The organism is Mucilaginibacter sp. PPCGB 2223, from assembly GCF_001705515.1.
Classification (GTDB): Bacteria; Bacteroidota; Bacteroidia; order Sphingobacteriales; family Sphingobacteriaceae; genus Mucilaginibacter.
The window spans coordinates 404,105-422,791 of sequence record NZ_MDJS01000003.1 but is presented as its reverse complement, the minus strand read 5'-3'; the positions used below and the strand labels follow the sequence as shown (position 1 = coordinate 422,791).

General features: G+C 45.1%; 17 protein-coding genes. 12 read left to right on the top strand and 5 right to left on the bottom strand.

Going from position 1 to position 18,687, the window contains the following annotated elements:
- Window positions 1-400: 400 nt before the first annotated feature.
- The 3 genes from dnaE (at window position 401) to BEL04_RS16620 (ending at window position 5,855) form a co-directional block, all read left to right on the top strand.
- Window positions 401-3,991 carry a DNA polymerase III subunit alpha gene (gene dnaE / locus BEL04_RS16630; RefSeq protein ID WP_066005913.1) on the top strand — a complete coding sequence of 1,197 codons (3,591 nt, stop codon included), beginning with the start codon at window positions 401-403 and terminating at the stop codon, window positions 3,989-3,991.
- 108 nt (window positions 3,992-4,099) lie between these two features.
- A complete protein-coding gene (folB, locus tag BEL04_RS16625) occupies window positions 4,100-4,468 on the top strand; it encodes a dihydroneopterin aldolase (RefSeq protein WP_066005912.1) in 369 nt (122 codons plus the stop codon).
- Window positions 4,458-5,855, top strand: a complete 1,398-nt coding sequence (locus tag BEL04_RS16620) for an FAD-binding oxidoreductase (protein ID WP_066005911.1) — start codon at window positions 4,458-4,460, stop codon at window positions 5,853-5,855. Before folB ends, BEL04_RS16620 begins: the two co-directional genes overlap by 11 nt.
- Before the next feature lie 87 nt (window positions 5,856-5,942).
- Here the strand turns inward: BEL04_RS16620 and BEL04_RS16615 are convergent, their stop codons facing one another.
- The gene (locus BEL04_RS16615; RefSeq protein WP_066005910.1) at window positions 5,943-6,386 is read right to left on the bottom strand and encodes a thioesterase family protein; all 444 of its coding nucleotides are present in this window, start codon (window positions 6,384-6,386) and stop codon (window positions 5,943-5,945) included.
- A 158-nt stretch (window positions 6,387-6,544) separates the two neighbouring features.
- On the opposite strand from BEL04_RS16615, the gene BEL04_RS16610 reads away from it, so the two are divergent.
- Window positions 6,545-6,982 (top strand): Hsp20/alpha crystallin family protein, encoded by a 438-nt coding sequence (locus tag BEL04_RS16610; protein WP_066005909.1) that lies wholly within the window; start codon window positions 6,545-6,547, stop codon window positions 6,980-6,982.
- Between the two features lie 271 nt (window positions 6,983-7,253).
- On the opposite strand, the gene BEL04_RS16605 is transcribed toward BEL04_RS16610, so the two are convergent.
- The 3 genes from BEL04_RS16605 to BEL04_RS16595 are packed head-to-tail and all read right to left on the bottom strand — an operon-like array spanning window position 7,254 to window position 9,298.
- On the bottom strand, window positions 7,254-7,769 hold the full coding sequence (locus tag BEL04_RS16605) for a hypothetical protein (RefSeq protein ID WP_066005908.1): 516 nt from the start codon (window positions 7,767-7,769) through the stop codon (window positions 7,254-7,256).
- A 10-nt stretch (window positions 7,770-7,779) separates the two neighbouring features.
- Window positions 7,780-8,757: a hypothetical protein gene (locus BEL04_RS16600; protein WP_066005907.1), complete on the bottom strand. Its 978-nt coding sequence runs from the start codon at window positions 8,755-8,757 to the stop codon at window positions 7,780-7,782.
- 49 nt (window positions 8,758-8,806) lie between these two features.
- Window positions 8,807-9,298, bottom strand: coding sequence for a YajQ family cyclic di-GMP-binding protein (locus BEL04_RS16595; RefSeq protein ID WP_066005906.1), 492 nt, complete (start codon window positions 9,296-9,298; stop codon window positions 8,807-8,809).
- Between the two features lie 162 nt (window positions 9,299-9,460).
- Here BEL04_RS16595 and BEL04_RS16590 point away from each other — a divergent pair, with 162 nt between their 5' ends.
- The 4 genes from BEL04_RS16590 to BEL04_RS16575 all read left to right on the top strand — a co-directional run bounded on the left by BEL04_RS16590 (window position 9,461) and on the right by BEL04_RS16575 (window position 13,824).
- Window positions 9,461-10,018 carry a hypothetical protein gene (locus BEL04_RS16590; RefSeq protein ID WP_066005905.1) on the top strand — a complete coding sequence of 186 codons (558 nt, stop codon included), beginning with the start codon at window positions 9,461-9,463 and terminating at the stop codon, window positions 10,016-10,018.
- A gap of 93 nt (window positions 10,019-10,111) precedes the next feature.
- The gene (gene ppk1 / locus BEL04_RS16585; RefSeq protein WP_066005904.1) at window positions 10,112-12,157 is read left to right on the top strand and encodes a polyphosphate kinase 1; all 2,046 of its coding nucleotides are present in this window, start codon (window positions 10,112-10,114) and stop codon (window positions 12,155-12,157) included.
- Window positions 12,158-12,162: 5 nt separating this feature from the next.
- Complete coding sequence (locus BEL04_RS16580; protein WP_066005903.1) at window positions 12,163-13,047, top strand: hypothetical protein; 885 nt, start codon at window positions 12,163-12,165, stop codon at window positions 13,045-13,047.
- A gap of 192 nt (window positions 13,048-13,239) precedes the next feature.
- Window positions 13,240-13,824, top strand: coding sequence for a UbiX family flavin prenyltransferase (locus BEL04_RS16575; RefSeq protein WP_066005902.1), 585 nt, complete (start codon window positions 13,240-13,242; stop codon window positions 13,822-13,824).
- Window positions 13,825-13,893: 69 nt separating this feature from the next.
- Here the strand turns inward: BEL04_RS16575 and BEL04_RS16570 are convergent, their stop codons facing one another.
- Window positions 13,894-14,679 (bottom strand): tetratricopeptide repeat protein, encoded by a 786-nt coding sequence (locus tag BEL04_RS16570; RefSeq protein ID WP_066005901.1) that lies wholly within the window; start codon window positions 14,677-14,679, stop codon window positions 13,894-13,896.
- 210 nt (window positions 14,680-14,889) lie between these two features.
- Here BEL04_RS16570 and mtaB point away from each other — a divergent pair, with 210 nt between their 5' ends.
- The 4 genes from mtaB to BEL04_RS16550 are packed head-to-tail and all read left to right on the top strand — an operon-like array spanning window position 14,890 to window position 18,674.
- Window positions 14,890-16,209, top strand: coding sequence for a tRNA (N(6)-L-threonylcarbamoyladenosine(37)-C(2))-methylthiotransferase MtaB (gene mtaB / locus BEL04_RS16565; RefSeq protein ID WP_066005900.1), 1,320 nt, complete (start codon window positions 14,890-14,892; stop codon window positions 16,207-16,209).
- Window positions 16,210-16,239: 30 nt separating this feature from the next.
- Window positions 16,240-17,421: a prolipoprotein diacylglyceryl transferase gene (locus tag BEL04_RS16560; RefSeq protein WP_066005899.1), complete on the top strand. Its 1,182-nt coding sequence runs from the start codon at window positions 16,240-16,242 to the stop codon at window positions 17,419-17,421.
- Window positions 17,414-17,881: a GtrA family protein gene (locus BEL04_RS16555; RefSeq protein ID WP_066005898.1), complete on the top strand. Its 468-nt coding sequence runs from the start codon at window positions 17,414-17,416 to the stop codon at window positions 17,879-17,881. Before BEL04_RS16560 ends, BEL04_RS16555 begins: the two co-directional genes overlap by 8 nt.
- Window positions 17,871-18,674 (top strand): inositol monophosphatase family protein, encoded by an 804-nt coding sequence (locus BEL04_RS16550; RefSeq protein ID WP_066005897.1) that lies wholly within the window; start codon window positions 17,871-17,873, stop codon window positions 18,672-18,674. The genes BEL04_RS16555 and BEL04_RS16550 overlap by 11 nt, the downstream gene beginning before the upstream one ends.
- The last annotated feature ends 13 nt before the right edge of the window (window positions 18,675-18,687 follow it).

Here is an 18,687-nt window from a genome sequence, read left to right as displayed (position 1 = left end):
ATTTATATAATTTAAAATATAATTTGTTTTTATTAAGATGTAAGAAAAACAGACGAATTAAATTTCCCCTGCGGGCCCTCGTTTGAAATGTTATACTGGTTTTAAAAGATTGATGAAAAAGAGATGAAGAACAGTCAGGACGCTAAGGCCTCCCGGTGGGTATCGCGACAGGTCGTGCGGTATGAGTGGAAAGTCCGGGCTGTAGGCAACACCCTTTTTGAAGCCTGGAGCTAAAACACGACTTTCAAACTTTTCAACCTTCCCGCAAAACGTCATTTGCACATCTGCACATTTACATGTTTGCACATCGTCATCAAATTATCCACAGCCCAACAATCCCCCGCAATTTTTAATAAATTTGCTATCCGCACAGGATATTAGTGTACCAGATTTTTTTGCCATGCCCGATTTTTCGCACCTCCACGTCCATACCCAGTTTTCATTGCTCGACGGCGCCGCCGATATATCCAAGCTGTATAAAAAAGCCGCGGCCGATGGGATGAAAGCCCTTGCCATTACCGACCATGGTAATATGTTCGGCGTGTTCAAATTTGTAGCCGAAGCGGGCAAGCACAACGTAAAACCAATTGTAGGCTGCGAATTTTACGTTGTGGAAGACAGGCATAAAAAACAATTCACCAAAGAGAATAAAGACGTACGCCGCCACCAGCTTTTTTTAGCGAAGAACCCCGAAGGTTACCGAAACCTCATCAAGCTTTGCTCGCTGGGCTATATGGAAGGCTTGTACAGTAAATGGCCGCGTATCGATAAAGAGCTGATCCTGAAATATCATAAGGGATTGATCGCTACCACCTGCTGTATCGGCGCGTCGGTACCACAAACAATCCTGAAAGGAACTGAAGACGAAGCCGAGACCGAATTCAAATGGTGGCTGGATATTTTCGGTGAGGATTATTACATCGAGCTACAACGACACGATATCCCCGAGCAAACCATCATCAACAACAAGCTGGTTCAGTTCTCAAAAAAATATAACGTTAAGGTCATCTGCTCCAACGATTCGCACTACGTGGATCAGCAGGACAGCAACGCCCACGATATTTTGCTGTGCGTAAACACCGGCGATATGCAGAGCACGCCCATTGCTACCGATGAAGAAGGGGGCAAGGGCTATCGCTTCGGTTTCCCTAACGACCAGTTTTATTTTAAAACCCAGGCCGAGATGGGGCAGCTGTTTCATGATCTGCCCGAGTCGCTCGATAACACCAACGAAATCGTCGACAAGGTAGAAGTATTGAAGCTGAAGCGCGATATCATGCTGCCCAACTTCCCGATACCGCCCGAGTTTAAGATACACGATGGCGCCGATGCCGATACCATGAACCAGTGGGAGTACCTTAAGCACTTAACTTTCACCGGCGCTAAGGCGCGTTATAAGGATATCGATGCCGCTACCGAAGAGCGTATCAACTTCGAACTGTTCACCATCCGAACCATGGGTTTTGCCGGTTACTTTCTAATTGTGGCCGATTTCATTAAACACGGCCGCGATATCGGCGTGTTCATTGGCCCGGGCCGGGGTTCGGCGGCGGGTTCGGTGGTGGCCTATTGTACAGGCATTACCAATATCGACCCGATGAAGTACAACCTGCTGTTCGAAAGGTTTTTGAACCCCGATCGTAAGTCGATGCCCGATATCGATACCGATTTCGATGACGAGGGCCGCCAGAAGGTGATCGACTATGTGGTTGATAAATATGGTAAAAACCAGGTAGCGCAGATCATTACTTATGGTTCGATGGCTGCCCGTACCAGTATACAGGATGTGGGCCGGGTGCTGGATATGCCCTTATCCGAAGTGAACGCCATGAAAAAGCTGGTACCCGAAACTTTAGGCATCACCTTAAAGGATGCCATTGACCAGGTACCCGAGCTCAAAGCCATTATGGAGGGCAACGACCTGCGCTCTCAGGTGTTAAAAGCAGCCGAAAAGCTCGAAGGATCGGTACGCAATACCGGCGTACATGCCGCGGGTGTTATCATCGCGCCCGATGATTTAACGACCATCGTTCCCGTAGCTGTAGCTAAAGACTCCGACTTGCTGGTTACCCAATACGATGGCCGCGTGATTGAAGATGCGGGTGTTATCAAGATGGACTTTTTGGGCCTGAAAACTTTGACTATCATCAAAGGCGCCCTGCAAATGATCAAACAAAATCACGGTGTTGAAATCGATATCGATTATATCGAACTCGATGACCAGAAAACCTACGAGCTGTACCAGCGCGGCGATACCAACGGAACGTTCCAGTTTGAAAGCGACGGTATGCAAATGTACCTGCGCGATTTGAAGCCCGATAAGTTTGAGGATCTGATCGCTATGAACGCCCTTTACCGCCCCGGGCCGATAGAGTATATACCTAACTTTATCAAACGTAAGCACGGCCTGGAGCCGATTACTTACGATTTGCCCGATATGGAGGAGTACCTGTCCGAAACCTACGGTATTACTGTTTACCAGGAGCAGGTGATGCTTTTATCGCAGAAGCTGGCCGGTTTTAGCAAGGGCGATGCCGATGTGCTGCGTAAGGCTATGGGTAAAAAGCAGATCGAGGTGTTAAATAAAATGGAGGCCCAGTTTGTAGCCGGAGCTACCGAAAAGGGCCATCCTAAAGATAAGCTCACCAAGATATGGAACGACTGGAAAGCTTTTGCTCAATACGCGTTCAATAAATCGCACTCTACCTGCTATGCGCTGGTAGCTTACCAGACTGCTTATTTAAAGGCACATTACCCAGCCGAGTATATGGCTGCCGTATTGAATAACCAGAACAGCATCGAAAAAATATCTTTCTTTATGGAAGAGTGCCGCCGCATGGGCACCCTGGTTCTGGGGCCCGATGTTAACGAGTCGGCCATGGCGTTTACGGCTACGAAAGACGGCAACATCCGTTTCGGGCTCTCGGGCATCAAAGGTGTGGGCGAGAAGGCGGTTGAGAGCATTATCGAAGAGCGTGTGGCTAACGGCCGTTTTAACTCGGTTTACGATTTTGCGCAGCGGTCGAATGTGCGCGCTGTCAACCGTAAATCGTACGAAAACCTGGTTTACAGCGGCGCCTTTGATAGCTTCAACCTGAAACGCGCCCAGTTCTTCGCCAAAACCGAAAACGGTTTGTTGAGCGGTATCGAACGCCTCATCAAATACGCCAACGACTATCAAAATACCCAAAGCTCGTCGCAGTCATCGCTGTTCGGTGGTTCGGTGGCTTCCTACATTCCAGAGCCTACCATGCCTGATGCCGAAGAGTTCGCGCTGATCGAAAAGCTGAAATACGAGAAAGAGGTAATCGGTATTTACCTCACCGGCCACCCGCTGGATAATTATAAGATCGAACTCGAAAAATTCTGTAAGCATACGGTTGCCGACCTTAAACTGCTGCAAAAAATGAAGAACCGCGAAGGCGGCGAAGAAACCGAAATGGCTTTCAATGCCCTGCGCAAATCATCGGGCGGTGAGCTGAGCATCGGTGGCATCATGTCGCGCGTTCAGCACAAAACCACCAAAACAGGGAAGCCTTTCGGTACCTTCTTTTTGGAAGATTATCTTGATTCGTACGAGTTTGCCCTGTTTGGCGACGACTACATCAAGTTCCGCAATATATTGATGGAGGATTGCTTTATCCATGTTAAAGGAACCATAGAAGAAAAATTCCGACAGGCAGGTAACTGGGATCTGCGCATCACCACGATGGGGCTATTATCCGAAATGCGGGAGAAGCTTACCAAATCGCTTACGGTGATCCTCAATTTAAATGAGCTTGACGATAATATGCTCAACAATCTGCAGCAACTGGTGGCCGCCAACAACGAAAAGAACGCCGTAAAAAATTGTACCCTGCGTTTTAAAATTCGCGATAAAGAAGATTCTATTTTGGTGGATATGCCATCAAAAACCATCAGGGTAAACCCCAGCGATGAGCTGATGGAGGAGATCAAGATGCTGACGAAAGAACAACCGGTGCTGGCGTAGATTTTCCTGAGTCAAAACGTTAAAGTTAAAATTAAAAATGGGAAATGTTTCCGGTGCTCCCCGCAAACTCCGCTATGCGCCATGCCAACAAATCCATAACTTTGGCGCATGGTTAGGGTAGCATTACAAGGTGTTCGTTTCTTCGCTTTCCACGGGTTTTATCCCGAAGAGCGGGTGCTGGGCAATCATTTTATAGTGGATGTGGATGTCGAGTTTTTACAGCAGCACCATTTTACTAACGACGAGATTGCCCATACCGTAAACTACGAACAGCTTTACATCATCGTAGCCAAACATATGAAACAGCCGCGCAAACTGCTCGAAACGGTAGTGCAGGCCATTATCGACGAACTGAAAACCACTTACCCGTTTGTCGAGACCATCCGCGTCGGGCTAAAAAAACTCAGTCCGCCCTTGCCGGGCATTGTTGAACATTCATTTATCGAAATCACCTATCATAAACCTGATGACGTTTAATAAAATTACCGGTGCTGTGCTACAGCAAATCAAAGCTATAGTAGGCGAAAAATTTGTTTACACTGCTAACGACGACCTTGAAAAATATAGTCACGACGAAACCGAAGACCTGCATTATTATCCCGAGGTTGCCGCTCGTGCCCAAAACACGAAGCAGGTATCAGCCTTGATGAAGCTGTGTAACGAAAATCACATCCCGGTTACGCCGCGCGGCGCAGGTACAGGTTTGGCAGGAGGTGCTTTACCCGTATATGGCGGGCTCATCATCTCGATGGAGAATTTTAATAATATCATCGATATCGACGAGCGTAACCTGCAGGCTACTGTTGAACCCGGCGTAATTACCGAGGTGTTTATGAACGCAGTTGAAGAAAAAGGTTTGCTTTACCCTGTCGACCCGGCCAGCAAAGGCAGCTGCTTTATCGGGGGTAATATGGCCAATTGCAGCGGGGGGCCGCGCGTGGTTAAATACGGCACCATCCGCGAGTATGTATTAAATTTTGAAGTGGTTTTGCCTAATGGCAATGTGATATGGACAGGTGCCAATACCCTCAAATATGCCTCGGGTTACAACCTTACGCAATTATTAATTGGGTCTGAAGGTACTTTAGGTATCATTACCAAAATAGTGGTTAAGCTGATACCCAAACCAACACAAAATGTACTGATGCTGGCCTCGTTCAATACCAACGAGCAGGCCTGCGGCGCTGTTTCGGCAATATTTCGCGCCGGAGTTATTCCATCGGCATTAGAGTTTATGGAGCGCAGGGGAGTAGAATGGGTGGTTGAGCACGATGGTATCAGCTTCGATATCAAGCCGGGCATAGAGGCTTATTTGCTGATCGAGGTGGATGGTACCAACCAGGATGTGATCTTTGGCGAGTGCGAAAAGATCAATATGGTGCTTGAAGAGTTTGAATGCCAGGATGTGCTTTTCGCCGATTCATCAGCACAGAAAGAAGAGCTTTGGACGATGCGCCGCACCATGGCCGTATCGGTAAAATCCAACTCAGTTTATAAGGAAGAAGATACCGTGGTGCCACGCGCCGAGTTGCCCAAATTGATCAAAGGTATTAAGGAAGCAGGGGCGAAGTATGGTTTCGAATCGGTTTGCTACGGCCATGCCGGTGATGGTAACCTGCACGTCAATATTATTAAAGCGGGTATGAGTGATGACGACTGGAATAATAAATTGAAACTTGGCATCACCGAAATATTCGAATTAACTGTTGCCCTCGGCGGCACCATCAGCGGTGAGCACGGCATTGGCTTGGTACAAAAGGACTATATGCCTTTAAAATACAGTGACATCAACCTCAACCTGATGAGGGGTATTAAAGCAGTATTTGATCCTAATGGTATATTGAACCCGGGGAAGATATTTTAGGCGGTAGATTCAGGAATCAGGAGCCAGGAACCAAGAAATTATCAGCACTATGTCTTGCCTCCTGATTCTTGCCTCTTGATCCTGATCTTATATATTCATAATCAGCCTTGGCTCATCATAGGTGATCATGGCCGTGCGCTGTTTTTCGGGTATCGGGCTCGATTTTCCGGCCTTGTAATCGTAGCTGATGCAAACCGTTTTTCCGGTGGTGCATATCTCTTCTTTATCATCCTTTATCCGCACCAAAATATACTCCACATCAAAGCTGCTGTTACCCACGCGCGAGGTGCGCACGTAACACTTGATCTGATCGTCTAAAGTGATCGGTTTTTTATAGTCTATCTCAGAGCGGCCGAGGATGATGCCCATCTCGTTCCAGTCCCATTTAATGATGTTACGCCAGTAATCGCCGCGGGCTATCTCGAAATAGGTTAAATATACTGCGTTGTTTACATGGCCGAAAGCATCCATATCCGAAAAGCGGATGTGTATCGGAGTGAAATATTTGAAGTTAGCGATGTTTGGAGTCATTAATATGTCAGGTTGTCTGCGTGGAATAAATCAATCCGTCAATTTGTCTGCTTTGTTTGCGATTTCCCTGCCGGATATGCACCAATACCTAATTGGTATGCACATTGAATATATCTCGACGAAGTTAATAAAAAACAAAAAATAAGGAGAATATAAAAATGACACTTGTGAAATTTGCAAACGGACACAAAAATGGTTTCAACCCATTATTTACAGATGTATTTGATTCGATATTGAACGATACATTTTTAAGCGATAAACTGGTAGCTAAAACCCCCGCCGTAAACATTGCCGAAAACGAAAACGGTTATGGTATTGAGCTGGCAGCCCCTGGTTTAAAGAAAGAAGATTTTAAAATCAGCGTTGAGAAAAACGTTTTGAGCATCGCTGTTGAAAAGAAAAGCGAAAACGCCGAAGAAACCAAAAAATACAGCAAACGCGAATACAGCTACTCATCTTTTGTAAGGAACTTTACCTTGCCTCAAAGTGCTGATCAGGCAAACATCAGCGCCGAATATGCTGATGGTATTTTAACGGTTAACGTTGCTAAAAAGGAAGAAGCTAAAATTCAAACACGCGAAATTGAGGTTAAATAATTGCAAATAAGCAGGTTGAAAATAATGTGCAGTTTTTAAATGTGCGAATGTGAGCGCAGGAATAACGTGAGAGCAGGATATTCGCACATAGGCACATTATGAATAAAAGAGACTCAAATGTAGAGTGTTTTCATATATAGGTTGTTAGTTTAGTTGAAAAGGGGCGCCGCGTAAGTGGTGCCCCTTTTTTAGCTCCACTCCAACCCTATCCGGAAGGGGAGAGTTTTAAAAATAAATTCGAAATTGAACATTCGACATCCGAAATCAAAAACTAATCGTCCGTCAACCTCTTATCAATAATGATCTGGTAGCCCAACAGGCCCTTGTCAACTGTCAGTACAATATTGGCCGCCCCCGCAATATAGCGGTCCTGGCTTTCGCCGATGCTTACCGATTTGGTATAGCTATCCATATCGATAGTAACACTCGGCTTTGATAAATTAAAAGTTGATGCCGATCGCTCGATAATGCGCGGCCGTATTTTGGCAGTGGTACCTTCGGTAAAATTATTGTTCAGGAAGAATAAAGCACCCAGCACTATGCCGCCATACAATAAAACATAAGCCGGCAATAATTTGTGTTTCCGTTTAAATAACAAACCGAAAAGTAAACCCGTTATGATTATACTCCCAAAGCATAACTTATAATCAACCAGGGTTATATCATAAGCAAAGTAGGCATACAGCAACCCGGTTATACCTAAAATCAGTGTCAATACATCGCTTATAGTTACAAGAGCCGTCTGTTTGGTCTTATTAGCAGCCTTGTTGTTCTGAGCCTGTTTCATAGTTATTCAATTAGTGCAATCTGTCGGTCACATCATACGATTTTACATATTTCGCGGCGGTCGGTAATTCATTAAAGGCCGAGTACAGCAGGTATTTGTTATTTTGTGTAATGCCCGGAAAAATATGCCCGATAGTTTTTCTAAGGGCTGTATTTTCCTTTCTTAACGCCGCCGTATCTTTCAGGTTTATTTTGGAGCGGTAATAGATGGCGGGGTAGGTACCTTCGGCAATGTTTTGGTTAAATACCCTGAATATCACCGGCGTCGTAGGCACCTCGTTTACCTTAATCGGAAAATGGCAATGCCCGTTGGCGCCATCCATAGCGGTTGTATAAAACTTGCTGATCTCATCTTCGTCTACCCACTGCCACATCTCTGCAGGCCGCAAACATTTAACGGCCAGCTCCATTGTGGTTACAGCATTAATAAAATAACCTTTGTTATAATCGGCCCTGGCCTGCAGGTATAATTGCGGGGCAGTTTTGCCATTAATGGTATAAGGGTCGATCTCTATCTGGCTCACCCGCCATCCGTACTTATATTTGCCATAAACCACAGTGATCATCTGTTGATCGGCGCCGCCTTTGGGTAAAAAAAAGGCAGCATACATTTCCTCAGTATCAACTGCATAGTCCAGGTTGTATTGGGCATCGGCTTTCAGGTGCTGATGGCCACGGTATTTGTGTACGATGTAATATTCGTCGCGCAGGCTATATTCCTGCGATTTTAGATAATATGCCGCCTTATCTGCATTGTAGTTGCTTGCGAGCAGTTCGGCCGAAAGTAACAGGTCGACTTCTTTTTCATGGCCGGATAGGATGGCCTTGAACAGTTGTTTGTTCAGATCGTGAAAGTCATCGCGTTTACCAGATGATATCTTGTCGTTCTTCCAGAAACCCGGAGCGGGCGGCATACAAGCCTCGAACGCAATGGCCAGTGAACAAAACGCAATAACTCGTGTTAAAAACGATTTGTAAGGGTTTATCATAATTTCAATAATTAGGGTACAGGTTAATGCATTGCTGCGGAAACACCTGTTAGTTCCGCATGTTAATATATTGCAGCGGTTGGCCAAAATCTTCGCCACGGCACAGGCTGATTACTGCCTGCAAATCGTCGATCTTTTTACCGGTAACGCGTACCTGGTCGTTCATGATCGAAGCCTCAACCTTTAAACCACTGTCTTTAATTTTTTTTACCACCTTTTTAGCAGCTTCTTTATCCAGGCCTTCTTTTATTTTGATCTCTTTGCGGATCATATTACCCGACGCATATTGCTCTTCGCCAAAATCCAAGGCTTTAGGGTCCAGGTTTTGTTTAACCATGCGGCTGATGATCGATCCTTCGATGGCTTTCAGACGCATATCGTCTTCGGTAACCACAGTCACCATGTTGGTTTTTTTATCCAGTTCGATGCTGCTTTTTGAGCCGTGAAAATCATAGCGGTTCAAAATTTCCTTTTTTGCGTTATTGATGGCATTATCAAGGGTTTGCGCGTCAATTTTACTAACAATATCAAATGAAGGCATGTTCGGAGTATTTGGTTTATACACTACAAACTTATTCTATTTATTTGTTTAATTAAATATCAAACCCTGAGGATTTTATTTAACTTTATATAGTGCAAACAATTAGGGTGCTAATCGCATTTAGTTAGTTTGAGATTTATTCAATCATCACCGTTTCCCATTATGAAAGACCCGGATAAAAAAAACGCAAAAAAACAGCTCGAGCTAAGTATAACCGAAAAATTTATGGCTGCCGTTCACGAACTGGGGCATGATGCAGACAAACTGAAACGCGAGATAAAAAAAGCGAGCAAATTTGTTGCTAAAAAGATAGAGCGCAAGTTTAAAGAGGTAAAGAAAGCAGTTGAGCAAAAGCTGGAGGCCGAACCTGTTAAAAAAGCCGAAAAATCAGCGTCCGGAGCAAAAAAGGATATCGCCAAAAAGGCTGCGAAGGTTGAAAAGGTCATTGCCAAAGCCGCTAAGGTTGCCGAAAAGCGCATCCGCAAACCGGTAGAAAACGCAGCAGAAAAATTAGAGACGACTACAGCCGGTGTAAAAGCTACCATTAAAAAGGTCGCCGCCAAACCAGTCGTGGTTGAAAAAGCCATAACAGATACCAAAGCAGCGGTTGCCGCCCCGGTAAAAAAAGTAGCGGCAAAGGCGGCAACCACGCCTAAACCTAAAACCCAGGCTAAACCTAAAACTGCCCCTGCTGCAAAAAATAATGGCGAGGCTAAATAAAGGTGAACATAAATTAATTTGTTAACATAACATTAACAATAAAATAGGCAGATTTGTGGTCTCCGGGCATCCGCCGGGAGACTTTTTCATTATATGGATATCAAACGCATCCCGTTAATTAACAGAGAAATAAGCTGGCTTTATTTTAACGACAGGGTTTTGCAGGAAGCTGCCGACCCGACCGTACCGCTGATTGACAGGATCAAGTTTCTGGCTATATTCTCATCAAACCTCGATGAATTTTACCGGGTGCGTGTGGCTACCTTGAGCCGCTTATCCAATCTGAATGAAAAGGCTAAGCAGGTTTTCGGCTATAATCCTAAAAAGCTGTTGAACCAGATACGTAACCTGGTGGTAAAACAGGAACGCAAATTCAACAACCTGTATGAAAATATTATCATTAAACAGCTTGCCGAAGAAAAGATCTTTATCCTGAACGACAAGCAGTTGAATGTTACACGAGGCGCCTTCGTCAAAAATTACTTTCGCGAAAATATACTGGCCACACTGGTGCCCATCATGCTGAATGATAATGAGCCATTGCCCGAACTGCGCGACCGGGGTATTTACTTTTTTGTAAAGCTTACCAAAAACAACAAAACCAAGCTCGCACTGATCGAGATACCTGAGAACCTTTCGCGCTTTGTCGTTCTGCCCCAAACCAACGATCTGAAGTTTATTATTTTAGTTGATGATATTATTCGATACAACCTGGAAGATATCTTCTTCATTTTTGATCATGATAATATTGAAGCTTATTCCATACAGCTTACGCGCGATGCCGAGCTCGACCTGGATAAGGAGGTGAGCGATAAATTTATCGAATCGCTTTCGCGGAGTTTGTTAAAACGTAAGAAGGGCAGGCCTATGCGTTTGCTGTACGACACCGAAATGTCGATGGATATGCTGGCGTACCTGGTTACAAAAATGGGCGTTAACTCCGAAAGCCTCATCCCGGGTAACCGCTACCATAACTTTAAGGATTTTATCGCCTTCCCCAATGTTGGCCGTGCCGAGCTGGAATATCCTAAATACGATTTTTTGCCGGTTGAAGGCTTGTCTTTCGGCAAGAGTTTAATAGCGCTCATCGCAAAAAAAGATTACCTCATCAATACGCCTTATCAGTCGTTTGACTATGTGATCCACTTCCTGCGCGAGGCAGCCATCGACCCAAAGGTTAAGGAGATTAACATTACTTTATATCGTTTGGCAAAAAACTCCCGGGTAATCCATGCTCTTATCAACGCCGCTAAGAATGGTAAAAAGGTGAATTGCCTGGTCGAACTTAAAGCGCGGTTTGATGAGCAGGCAAACATCGGCTGGAGCCGGCGTCTGGCCGAAGAAGGGGTTAATGTGATCTATGGTATTTCGGGCTACAAGGTGCATTCGAAAATTATACTGGTGGCCCGTACCGAAAAAGGCAAAACGCAATATTACGCCTGCCTTTCTACCGGTAACTTTAACGAGAAAACAGCTTCGCTTTACGCGGATCACAGCCTGCTCACTGCCGACAAACGCATCACTGCCGACCTGGTGAACGTATTTAAGGCTTTGGTAAAAAATACTGTGCCCAGCAATTTAAAAAACCTCGTAGTGTCGCCGGTTGATTCAAGGCCGTTTTATTTAAAAATGATCGATGCCGAGATCAAAGCCGCACGTGCAGGTAAAAAGGCTTATATCATCTTGAAAATGAACAGCCTTGCCGACGAACAAATGATCCTGAAATTATACGCGGCCAGCAATGCCGGTGTTAAAATACAGCTCATTGTGCGTGGTATGTGCTGCCTGGTGCCAGGTGTTAAAGGTTACAGCGAAAATATCGAAGTGATCAGCATTGTTGACAAATATCTCGAACATGCGCGCGTACACATCTTCTGCAACGGGGGCAAAGAGCTGTTGTTTTTAACTTCGGCCGATTTTCTGACCCGTAACCTGGATCATCGTGTTGAGGTTGGATTCCCGGTATACGATGAGGCGCTTCATAAAGAAGTTCGCGATATCGTCAACATCCAGTTGCAGGACAATACCAAGGCCCGCGAAATTAACGGGCACAACAATAATAAATATGTTAAAACCCGCGAAAAGATACCCTATCGCGCACAAATCGACATTTATAGCTACTTAAAATATAAAAATTAATCACCTTGAGATACGCCGCCATTGACATAGGATCAAACGCTGTAAGGTTGCTTATAGCCGATATTGTTGAAAACGATCATACCTATTCGTTCAAAAAGAACACGCTTATCCGTGTCCCTTTGCGTTTGGGCGATGACGCCTTTCTGGATCAGCAGATTTCGGATAAAAAGATAACCGACCTGGTAAAAACCATGCAGGCTTTCCGCAACCTGATGGACGTTTACAAATGCAGCGATTACCTGGCTTATGCTACTTCGGCAATGCGCGAAGCAAAAAATGGCCCCGAAATTGTGAAAAAAGTGCTGGCCCAGGCCGATATCGAATTGGAGATCGTGCACGGGCAAAAAGAAGCCAATATTATCTATTCGAGCCACATTGAGCGCAATCTCGAGAAGAATAAAAACTACCTGTATATCGACGTGGGCGGTGGCAGCACCGAGCTTTCGGTGTTTTCGGATAGCAAAATGGTGGCATCACAATCGTTCAATATCGGTACTATCAGGATACTGGATAACCAGGATAAAGAAGAAACCTGGACCGAGATGCAAGATTTTGTAAAGGAAAATACCAGGATATACAAGTCGATAACCGCCATCGGTACAGGCGGTAACATCAATAAAATATTCAAAATATCAGAGGAAAAGGAGAATACACCCTTAACCTTCGGTAAACTTAAATCATTATATAACTATCTCAATTCCTTCTCGTTAAAGGACAGGATCAATGTGCTCGGCCTCAATAACGACCGCGCCGACGTGATCATACCCGCCTGCGAAATATACCTTACTATTATGAAGTGGGCATCCATCAAAAACATGTATGTACCCAAGGTGGGCCTGGTGGATGGGATAGTCCAAACTTTGATCGAAAAAAACCTGGAACAGCAGTAGCCGCCAAACAAAGTTTGGCACTATTAATCCTGCTAAAAATAATTGTTAACAAATAGTTTAATTTTAAATAATCTGTATTTATATTTGTAGTGCTCGTAAGAGCATGTTTTTCATAGGTAGATGTAGGGTCGGATATTCGTATTCGACCCTTTTTTATTGCATTCCTCATCGTTTAGCCTAACTTTGCTTTTCATGAAACGAAAGATTGTTGTTGCCGTTACCGGCGCCAGCGGAGCCATTTACGCCCAATTGTTATTAAATAAGCTGCAACAATTGCATAGCCAGGTAGCCCAAATAGGGGTGGTTATGAGCGACAACGCCCGCCAGGTTTGGAATCTGGAGCTTGATAATGAGGATTATAACAATTATCCGTTTAAGTTTTATGATAAGAATGATTTTATGGCGCCCTTTGCTTCGGGCTCAGCAAAGTACGATACCATGGTCATTGTTCCCTGCTCGATGGGCACGCTTGGGCGCATAGCCGGTGGCATATCAAACGACCTCACGACCCGCGCGGCAGATGTGATATTGAAAGAGCGCCGCAAGCTGATATTGGTTGCCCGCGATACGCCTTTCAACCTTATCCACTTACGCAACATGCAAACCGTTACCGAGGCCGGCGGCATCATCTGCCCGGCAATACCCTCGTTTTACAGCAAACCCCAAACAGTTGAAGAAGTTGCTTTGACTGTGGTAAATAGGGTGACCGACCTGATGGGCCTGGAAAATGAAAGTTATAGATGGGGAGAGGAGCCACTCCCAAACCCTCTCCGATAGGGAGGGCTTTTTTCTATACGGCCATAAACTAAAAGTCTCCCCTTCCGGGGGAGATTTAGAGGGGGGCTGTCAATCCTTTACCACCCAAATACCATTCTCGATATTCAGCTTGCTTTCCAAAGGGTTGGAGTACTGCATACTGAGTGTTTTTCTTGGCGTGTTAGCAACAATCTGCGCCTTAACTTTAGGCTTAGGCTGCTGTTTTGTCTTGGCAGCAGCAACAACGGTAATGCTCGGCATTTGTGCCTTTTTCAGGTTGGCGATGAGCATACTGTAATGCTTTTGCATGGCTATGGCCTGTTTTACATTGCCGCTCTTATCGTACAAAACAGCCATACTATGTTCTATTTCGATCTGTAAGAGGAGGTTGTACGAGTCCTTGGCAATTTGCATAGCCTCGTCAAGGTCCTGCTGGGCCAGTTTATAATCTTTGATAGCCATTTTAATGGTGGCCAATTGCAGCAGCGAGTTAATAATATTGGCCTTTTCGCCCAGGTTGCGCGAGGTATTGCTGGATTGCAGGGCGAACCATTTGGCCTGGGTATATTTTTTCTGGATAAAATAAGCCTGGCTCAGCATGTCGTAATCGGTGCGCAGGGCAAAATAGTCGCCATCGCCCGAGTTGATGTGTATGGCTTTTAATACATAATCCACAGCTTTACCGGCATCGGCATAGGTAACTTCGCGCGTTTTAGGCTGTGCGAACTGGATGAGATTCGCTGCTATCGCAGTATATAGATTGACCTTTACACACGGGTTTTTAGCCGTATCCAGCTGTTTTTGCAGATCATCGGCGTTTTGTGCGAAAGCTGAAACACTAAAAAATAATAATAAGGTAAAGGTTAAATTCTTCATATTACACGGTGTACAACTGTTAGTAGTTCAGCACGTTAATATCCATGCAAAATGTATGCCTTATACATTTTGGGGAAACAAATATGTGATTTTCTTTTGGATATTATACTATAAATCAGCGAGAAATGGTTGCTTGGTCATACTAATTTCAATTAACGACAGTTATTTTAACCTCCACTTCAATTTCGTATCTTTGCAGCTTGTAAAAAAATGAATAAGAAGGTCGCATTTTACACGCTGGGCTGCAAGCTCAACTACTCCGAAACCTCAACCATCGGCCGCCTGTTTAACCAGGCCGGTTTTGATACGGTTGATTTTACGGACGCGCCCGATGTGTTTGTGATCAACACCTGCTCCGTTACCGAAAATGCCGACAAAAAGTGCAAAAAGGTAGTTAAGGAGGCATTGAAAATATCGCCTAACGCCTATGTAACCATTGTAGGTTGTTATGCGCAGCTAAAACCGCAGGAGATTGCCGAAATTGAAGGTGTGGACATGGTTTTAGGTGCTGCCGAAAAATTTAACATCGTTGAGCATATCACCGATCTCACCAAACAGCCCAAAACACTGGTATTTAACAAGCCGGTGAGCGAAGCCAACCAGTTCGTCTCTTCTTATTCCTTTGGCGATCGTACCCGTACTTTTTTGAAAGTACAGGATGGCTGCGATTATTCTTGTACTTTCTGTACTATACCGTTAGCACGTGGCGCAAGCCGCAGCGATACCATCGAAAGCGTGATAGAGCAGGCTAAGCAAATAGCAGCTTCGAGTGTGAAAGAGATCGTATTAACGGGTGTTAACTTAGGCGATTTCGGTATCCGCGATGGCAAGCGCCAGGATAAGTTTTTCGACCTGGTAAAAGCTTTGGATGAAGTTGAAGGGATCGACCGCTACCGCATCTCCTCTATTGAGCCAAATCTATTGACCGACGAGATCATCGAATTTGTATCGCGCTCAAAACGTTTCGTTCCGCATTTCCATATCCCGCTGCAATCGGGCAGTGATAAAATATTAGGTTTGATGCGCCGCCGCTATCGCCGCGACCTGTATGCTGATCGCGTGGCCAAAATAAAACAACTGATGCCCGATTGCTGCATCGGTGTGGATGTCATCGTTGGCTTCCCGGGCGAAACCCGCGAGGATTTTATAGATACCTATAATTTCCTGAACGGGCTGGATATTTCCTACCTGCACGTATTTACCTATTCGGAGCGCGAAAATACCATCGCAGCCGAATTGCCCGGAAGCGTGCCCGGTTCAACGCGTGCCGACAGGAGTAAAATGCTGCACATCTTGTCCGACAAGAAGCGCCGTGCTTTTTACGAGAGCCAGTTAGGCAAGTTTGAAGAAATATTATTTGAAGCTGATATAAAAGATGGTTATATGCACGGTTTTAGCCGTAATTACGTTAAGGTGAGAGCCAAATACGATCCGGTATTGGTTAATGAGCTAAAAATGGTGCAGTTAACCCAAATTTCACCTGATGGTGATGTTGAAATAACCGAGGTTCAGGAAACATTGGTTCATTAAATCTTTATATTCGCCAACAAAACATCATCCATGTTCCCTACCATAACCGAACTTATCAGATACCTTACCGGTTGGAATTTCCCGTTGCCTGTGCAAACCTTTGGTTTTTTTGTGGCGATAGCATTTATGTGCGCTTTCTGGGCATTTGAGAAAGAATTTAAACGTAAGGAAGAGTTGGGTTACGTACATTCTTTCAAGAGAATGGTTACCATTGGCGGACCGGTAAACTATACCGAAGTATTGCTGAACGGCGTATTCGGATTCATTATCGGTTATAAATTAGTCGATGCAGCGATGCATTACTCGGCGTTAGTAGATAGCCCGCAGGATTTTCTGTTGTCAGGTCGCGGTAACTGGATTGGTGGTATCATTGGCGCCATCGGTTTGACCTACTGGAGCTATATCGAAAAGAAAAAAGTTGCCGACGAATATCCCGAACCCCAACAAAAGCAGGTTATCGTACACCCGCACGAACTGATGGGCGTTATTTTGCTTTGGGCTGCTGTTGCGGGATTTGCAGGCGCCAAGGTATTCAACGCTTTAGAGAACTGGGGCGAATTTATGGCAGATCCGGTTGGTATGCTCATTGGGTTTAGCGGTTTAACGTTTTATGGTGGCTTGATCTGCGGCGGTGCGGCGGTGTTATACGTAGCCAATAAGAACGGTGTTAAGCCTTTAACTATGCTGGATATCGGCGGGCCCGGTATGATGTTGAGCTACGCAGTTGGTCGTATTGGCTGCCAGATGGCCGGTGATGGCGATTGGGGTATCAACAACCCCGCACCAAAACCACATTGGTTAAGCTGGGCGCCCGACTGGATGTGGAGTTTTAAATACCCGCATAATGTAAACATGAGCGACCCGCATACACTGATACCTAACTGTGTGGGCAAATACTGCCACGAATTGGCCATACCGGTTTTCCCGACGCCGTTTTACGAAACGCTGATGTGCCTGGTGCTTTTCTTTTTTTTATGGAGCATACGCAAAAAACTGCACGCACCCGGTTTAATGTTTGGTATCTACCTCATCGTGACCGGCGCAGAAAGGTTTTTAATCGAGCTGATCCGTGTGAACACGCGTTATGTGGTTGCCGGTATCTCGTTCACCCAGGCCGAACTCATCTCACTCATATTAATTGCCGCCGGTATAGGTTTAACAAGCTACGCCTTAAAGCACCCTTTCAAGGCTAAAGCAGCAAAAAATGGCTAAAGCAAATCCGACCACGGGCCATAAACTGTTAGATAACCAGGTTGTTCGTTTCGTACTCTCGGCGGGTGTCGGTTTTGCCGTTGATATGGCTGCCTTTGATATCCTTTTTTATGCTATCCTTAAACAAAAAAGCTTTAGTATTTTAGGCATCGATGTCTCGAAATATGTGCTGGCTTTTACTATAGCATTCGCAATGGGTGTCATAGTTAATTTTTTAATTACCAGATTTTTAGTTTTCTCATCTTCTACTCTTTCGCCAGGCAAGCAATTCTTTCGCTTTGTTGGTGTTGCTATCCTCGGTTATTTCGCCAATCTTGGCATTTTAGCAATATTGATCAATCATTTCAAAATAGCCCCGGCGGTGGCTCGCCCGGGTGCTGCTCTAAGTCTGTTTTTTGCAAGCTTTTTTATTCACAAACTGTTCTCATTTAATCTATCATTACGTCATCATGCATCTTGAAGATATAACCGGTCAGGTAGTTGAGTTAGCTAAACAAGTAGGCGATTTTATCCGCCAGGAGCGGAAAAAGTTCAGTGCCGATGCCATCGAATATAAAGGCACTAACGACCTGGTATCCTACGTTGATAAAGGCGCCGAAGAGCAGATCGTTGCCGGTTTGGAAAAGATACTGCCCGAAGCAGGTTTCATCACCGAAGAAAAAACAAGAACCAATATCGGCCCGCGCTATACCTGGATTATCGATCCGCTGGATGGCACCACCAATTTTATCCACGGCCTGCCCGTATTTTCGGTAAGTATTGCTTTGCAGGAATACGACGAACTGGTAATGGGTGTAGTGTACGAAATTAACCAGGACGAATGCTTTTACGCCTGCAAAGGCTCACCGGCCTATTTGAACGGTAAAGAAATTAAGGTGAGCAAAGCGCCAAAAATTGCCGATACCCTGTTAGCCACCGGCTTTCCGTATTATGATTTCGAAAAACAGCGTGCGTATATCGAAATGTTTGCCGAGCTGATGCGCAGCTGCCATGGCATCCGCAGGCTGGGTTCGGCGGCTGTCGACCTGGCTTACACGGCTTGTGGCAGGTTCGATGCCTACTACGAGTATAACCTCAACTCTTACGATATGGCAGCAGGTATTGTGATCGTACGCCAGGCTGGCGGAGAAGTTGTAAATTTCTCCGGCGGTCCGGATAATTTCAATACCCGCGAAGTTGTGGCAACCAATGGCCTCATTACCAGTGAACTGCTGGATATGATACAGAAGTATTTCCCGGGCGGGAGCAATTAGCCGGGAATATTTA

Coding starts and splice junctions, on each gene's coding strand:
- dnaE (WP_066005913.1), top strand. CDS start 401: ATGCCCGATTTTTCGCACCTCCACGTCCATACCCAGTTTTCATTGCTC.
- folB (WP_066005912.1), top strand. CDS start 4,100: ATGGTTAGGGTAGCATTACAAGGTGTTCGTTTCTTCGCTTTCCACGGG.
- BEL04_RS16620 (WP_066005911.1), top strand. CDS start 4,458: ATGACGTTTAATAAAATTACCGGTGCTGTGCTACAGCAAATCAAAGCT.
- BEL04_RS16615 (WP_066005910.1), bottom strand. CDS start 6,386: ATGACTCCAAACATCGCTAACTTCAAATATTTCACTCCGATACACATC.
- BEL04_RS16610 (WP_066005909.1), top strand. CDS start 6,545: ATGACACTTGTGAAATTTGCAAACGGACACAAAAATGGTTTCAACCCA.
- BEL04_RS16605 (WP_066005908.1), bottom strand. CDS start 7,769: ATGAAACAGGCTCAGAACAACAAGGCTGCTAATAAGACCAAACAGACG.
- BEL04_RS16600 (WP_066005907.1), bottom strand. CDS start 8,757: ATGATAAACCCTTACAAATCGTTTTTAACACGAGTTATTGCGTTTTGT.
- BEL04_RS16595 (WP_066005906.1), bottom strand. CDS start 9,298: ATGCCTTCATTTGATATTGTTAGTAAAATTGACGCGCAAACCCTTGAT.
- BEL04_RS16590 (WP_066005905.1), top strand. CDS start 9,461: ATGAAAGACCCGGATAAAAAAAACGCAAAAAAACAGCTCGAGCTAAGT.
- ppk1 (WP_066005904.1), top strand. CDS start 10,112: ATGGATATCAAACGCATCCCGTTAATTAACAGAGAAATAAGCTGGCTT.
- BEL04_RS16575 (WP_066005902.1), top strand. CDS start 13,240: ATGAAACGAAAGATTGTTGTTGCCGTTACCGGCGCCAGCGGAGCCATT.
- BEL04_RS16570 (WP_066005901.1), bottom strand. CDS start 14,679: ATGAAGAATTTAACCTTTACCTTATTATTATTTTTTAGTGTTTCAGCT.
- mtaB (WP_066005900.1), top strand. CDS start 14,890: ATGAATAAGAAGGTCGCATTTTACACGCTGGGCTGCAAGCTCAACTAC.
- BEL04_RS16560 (WP_066005899.1), top strand. CDS start 16,240: ATGTTCCCTACCATAACCGAACTTATCAGATACCTTACCGGTTGGAAT.
- BEL04_RS16555 (WP_066005898.1), top strand. CDS start 17,414: ATGGCTAAAGCAAATCCGACCACGGGCCATAAACTGTTAGATAACCAG.
- BEL04_RS16550 (WP_066005897.1), top strand. CDS start 17,871: ATGCATCTTGAAGATATAACCGGTCAGGTAGTTGAGTTAGCTAAACAA.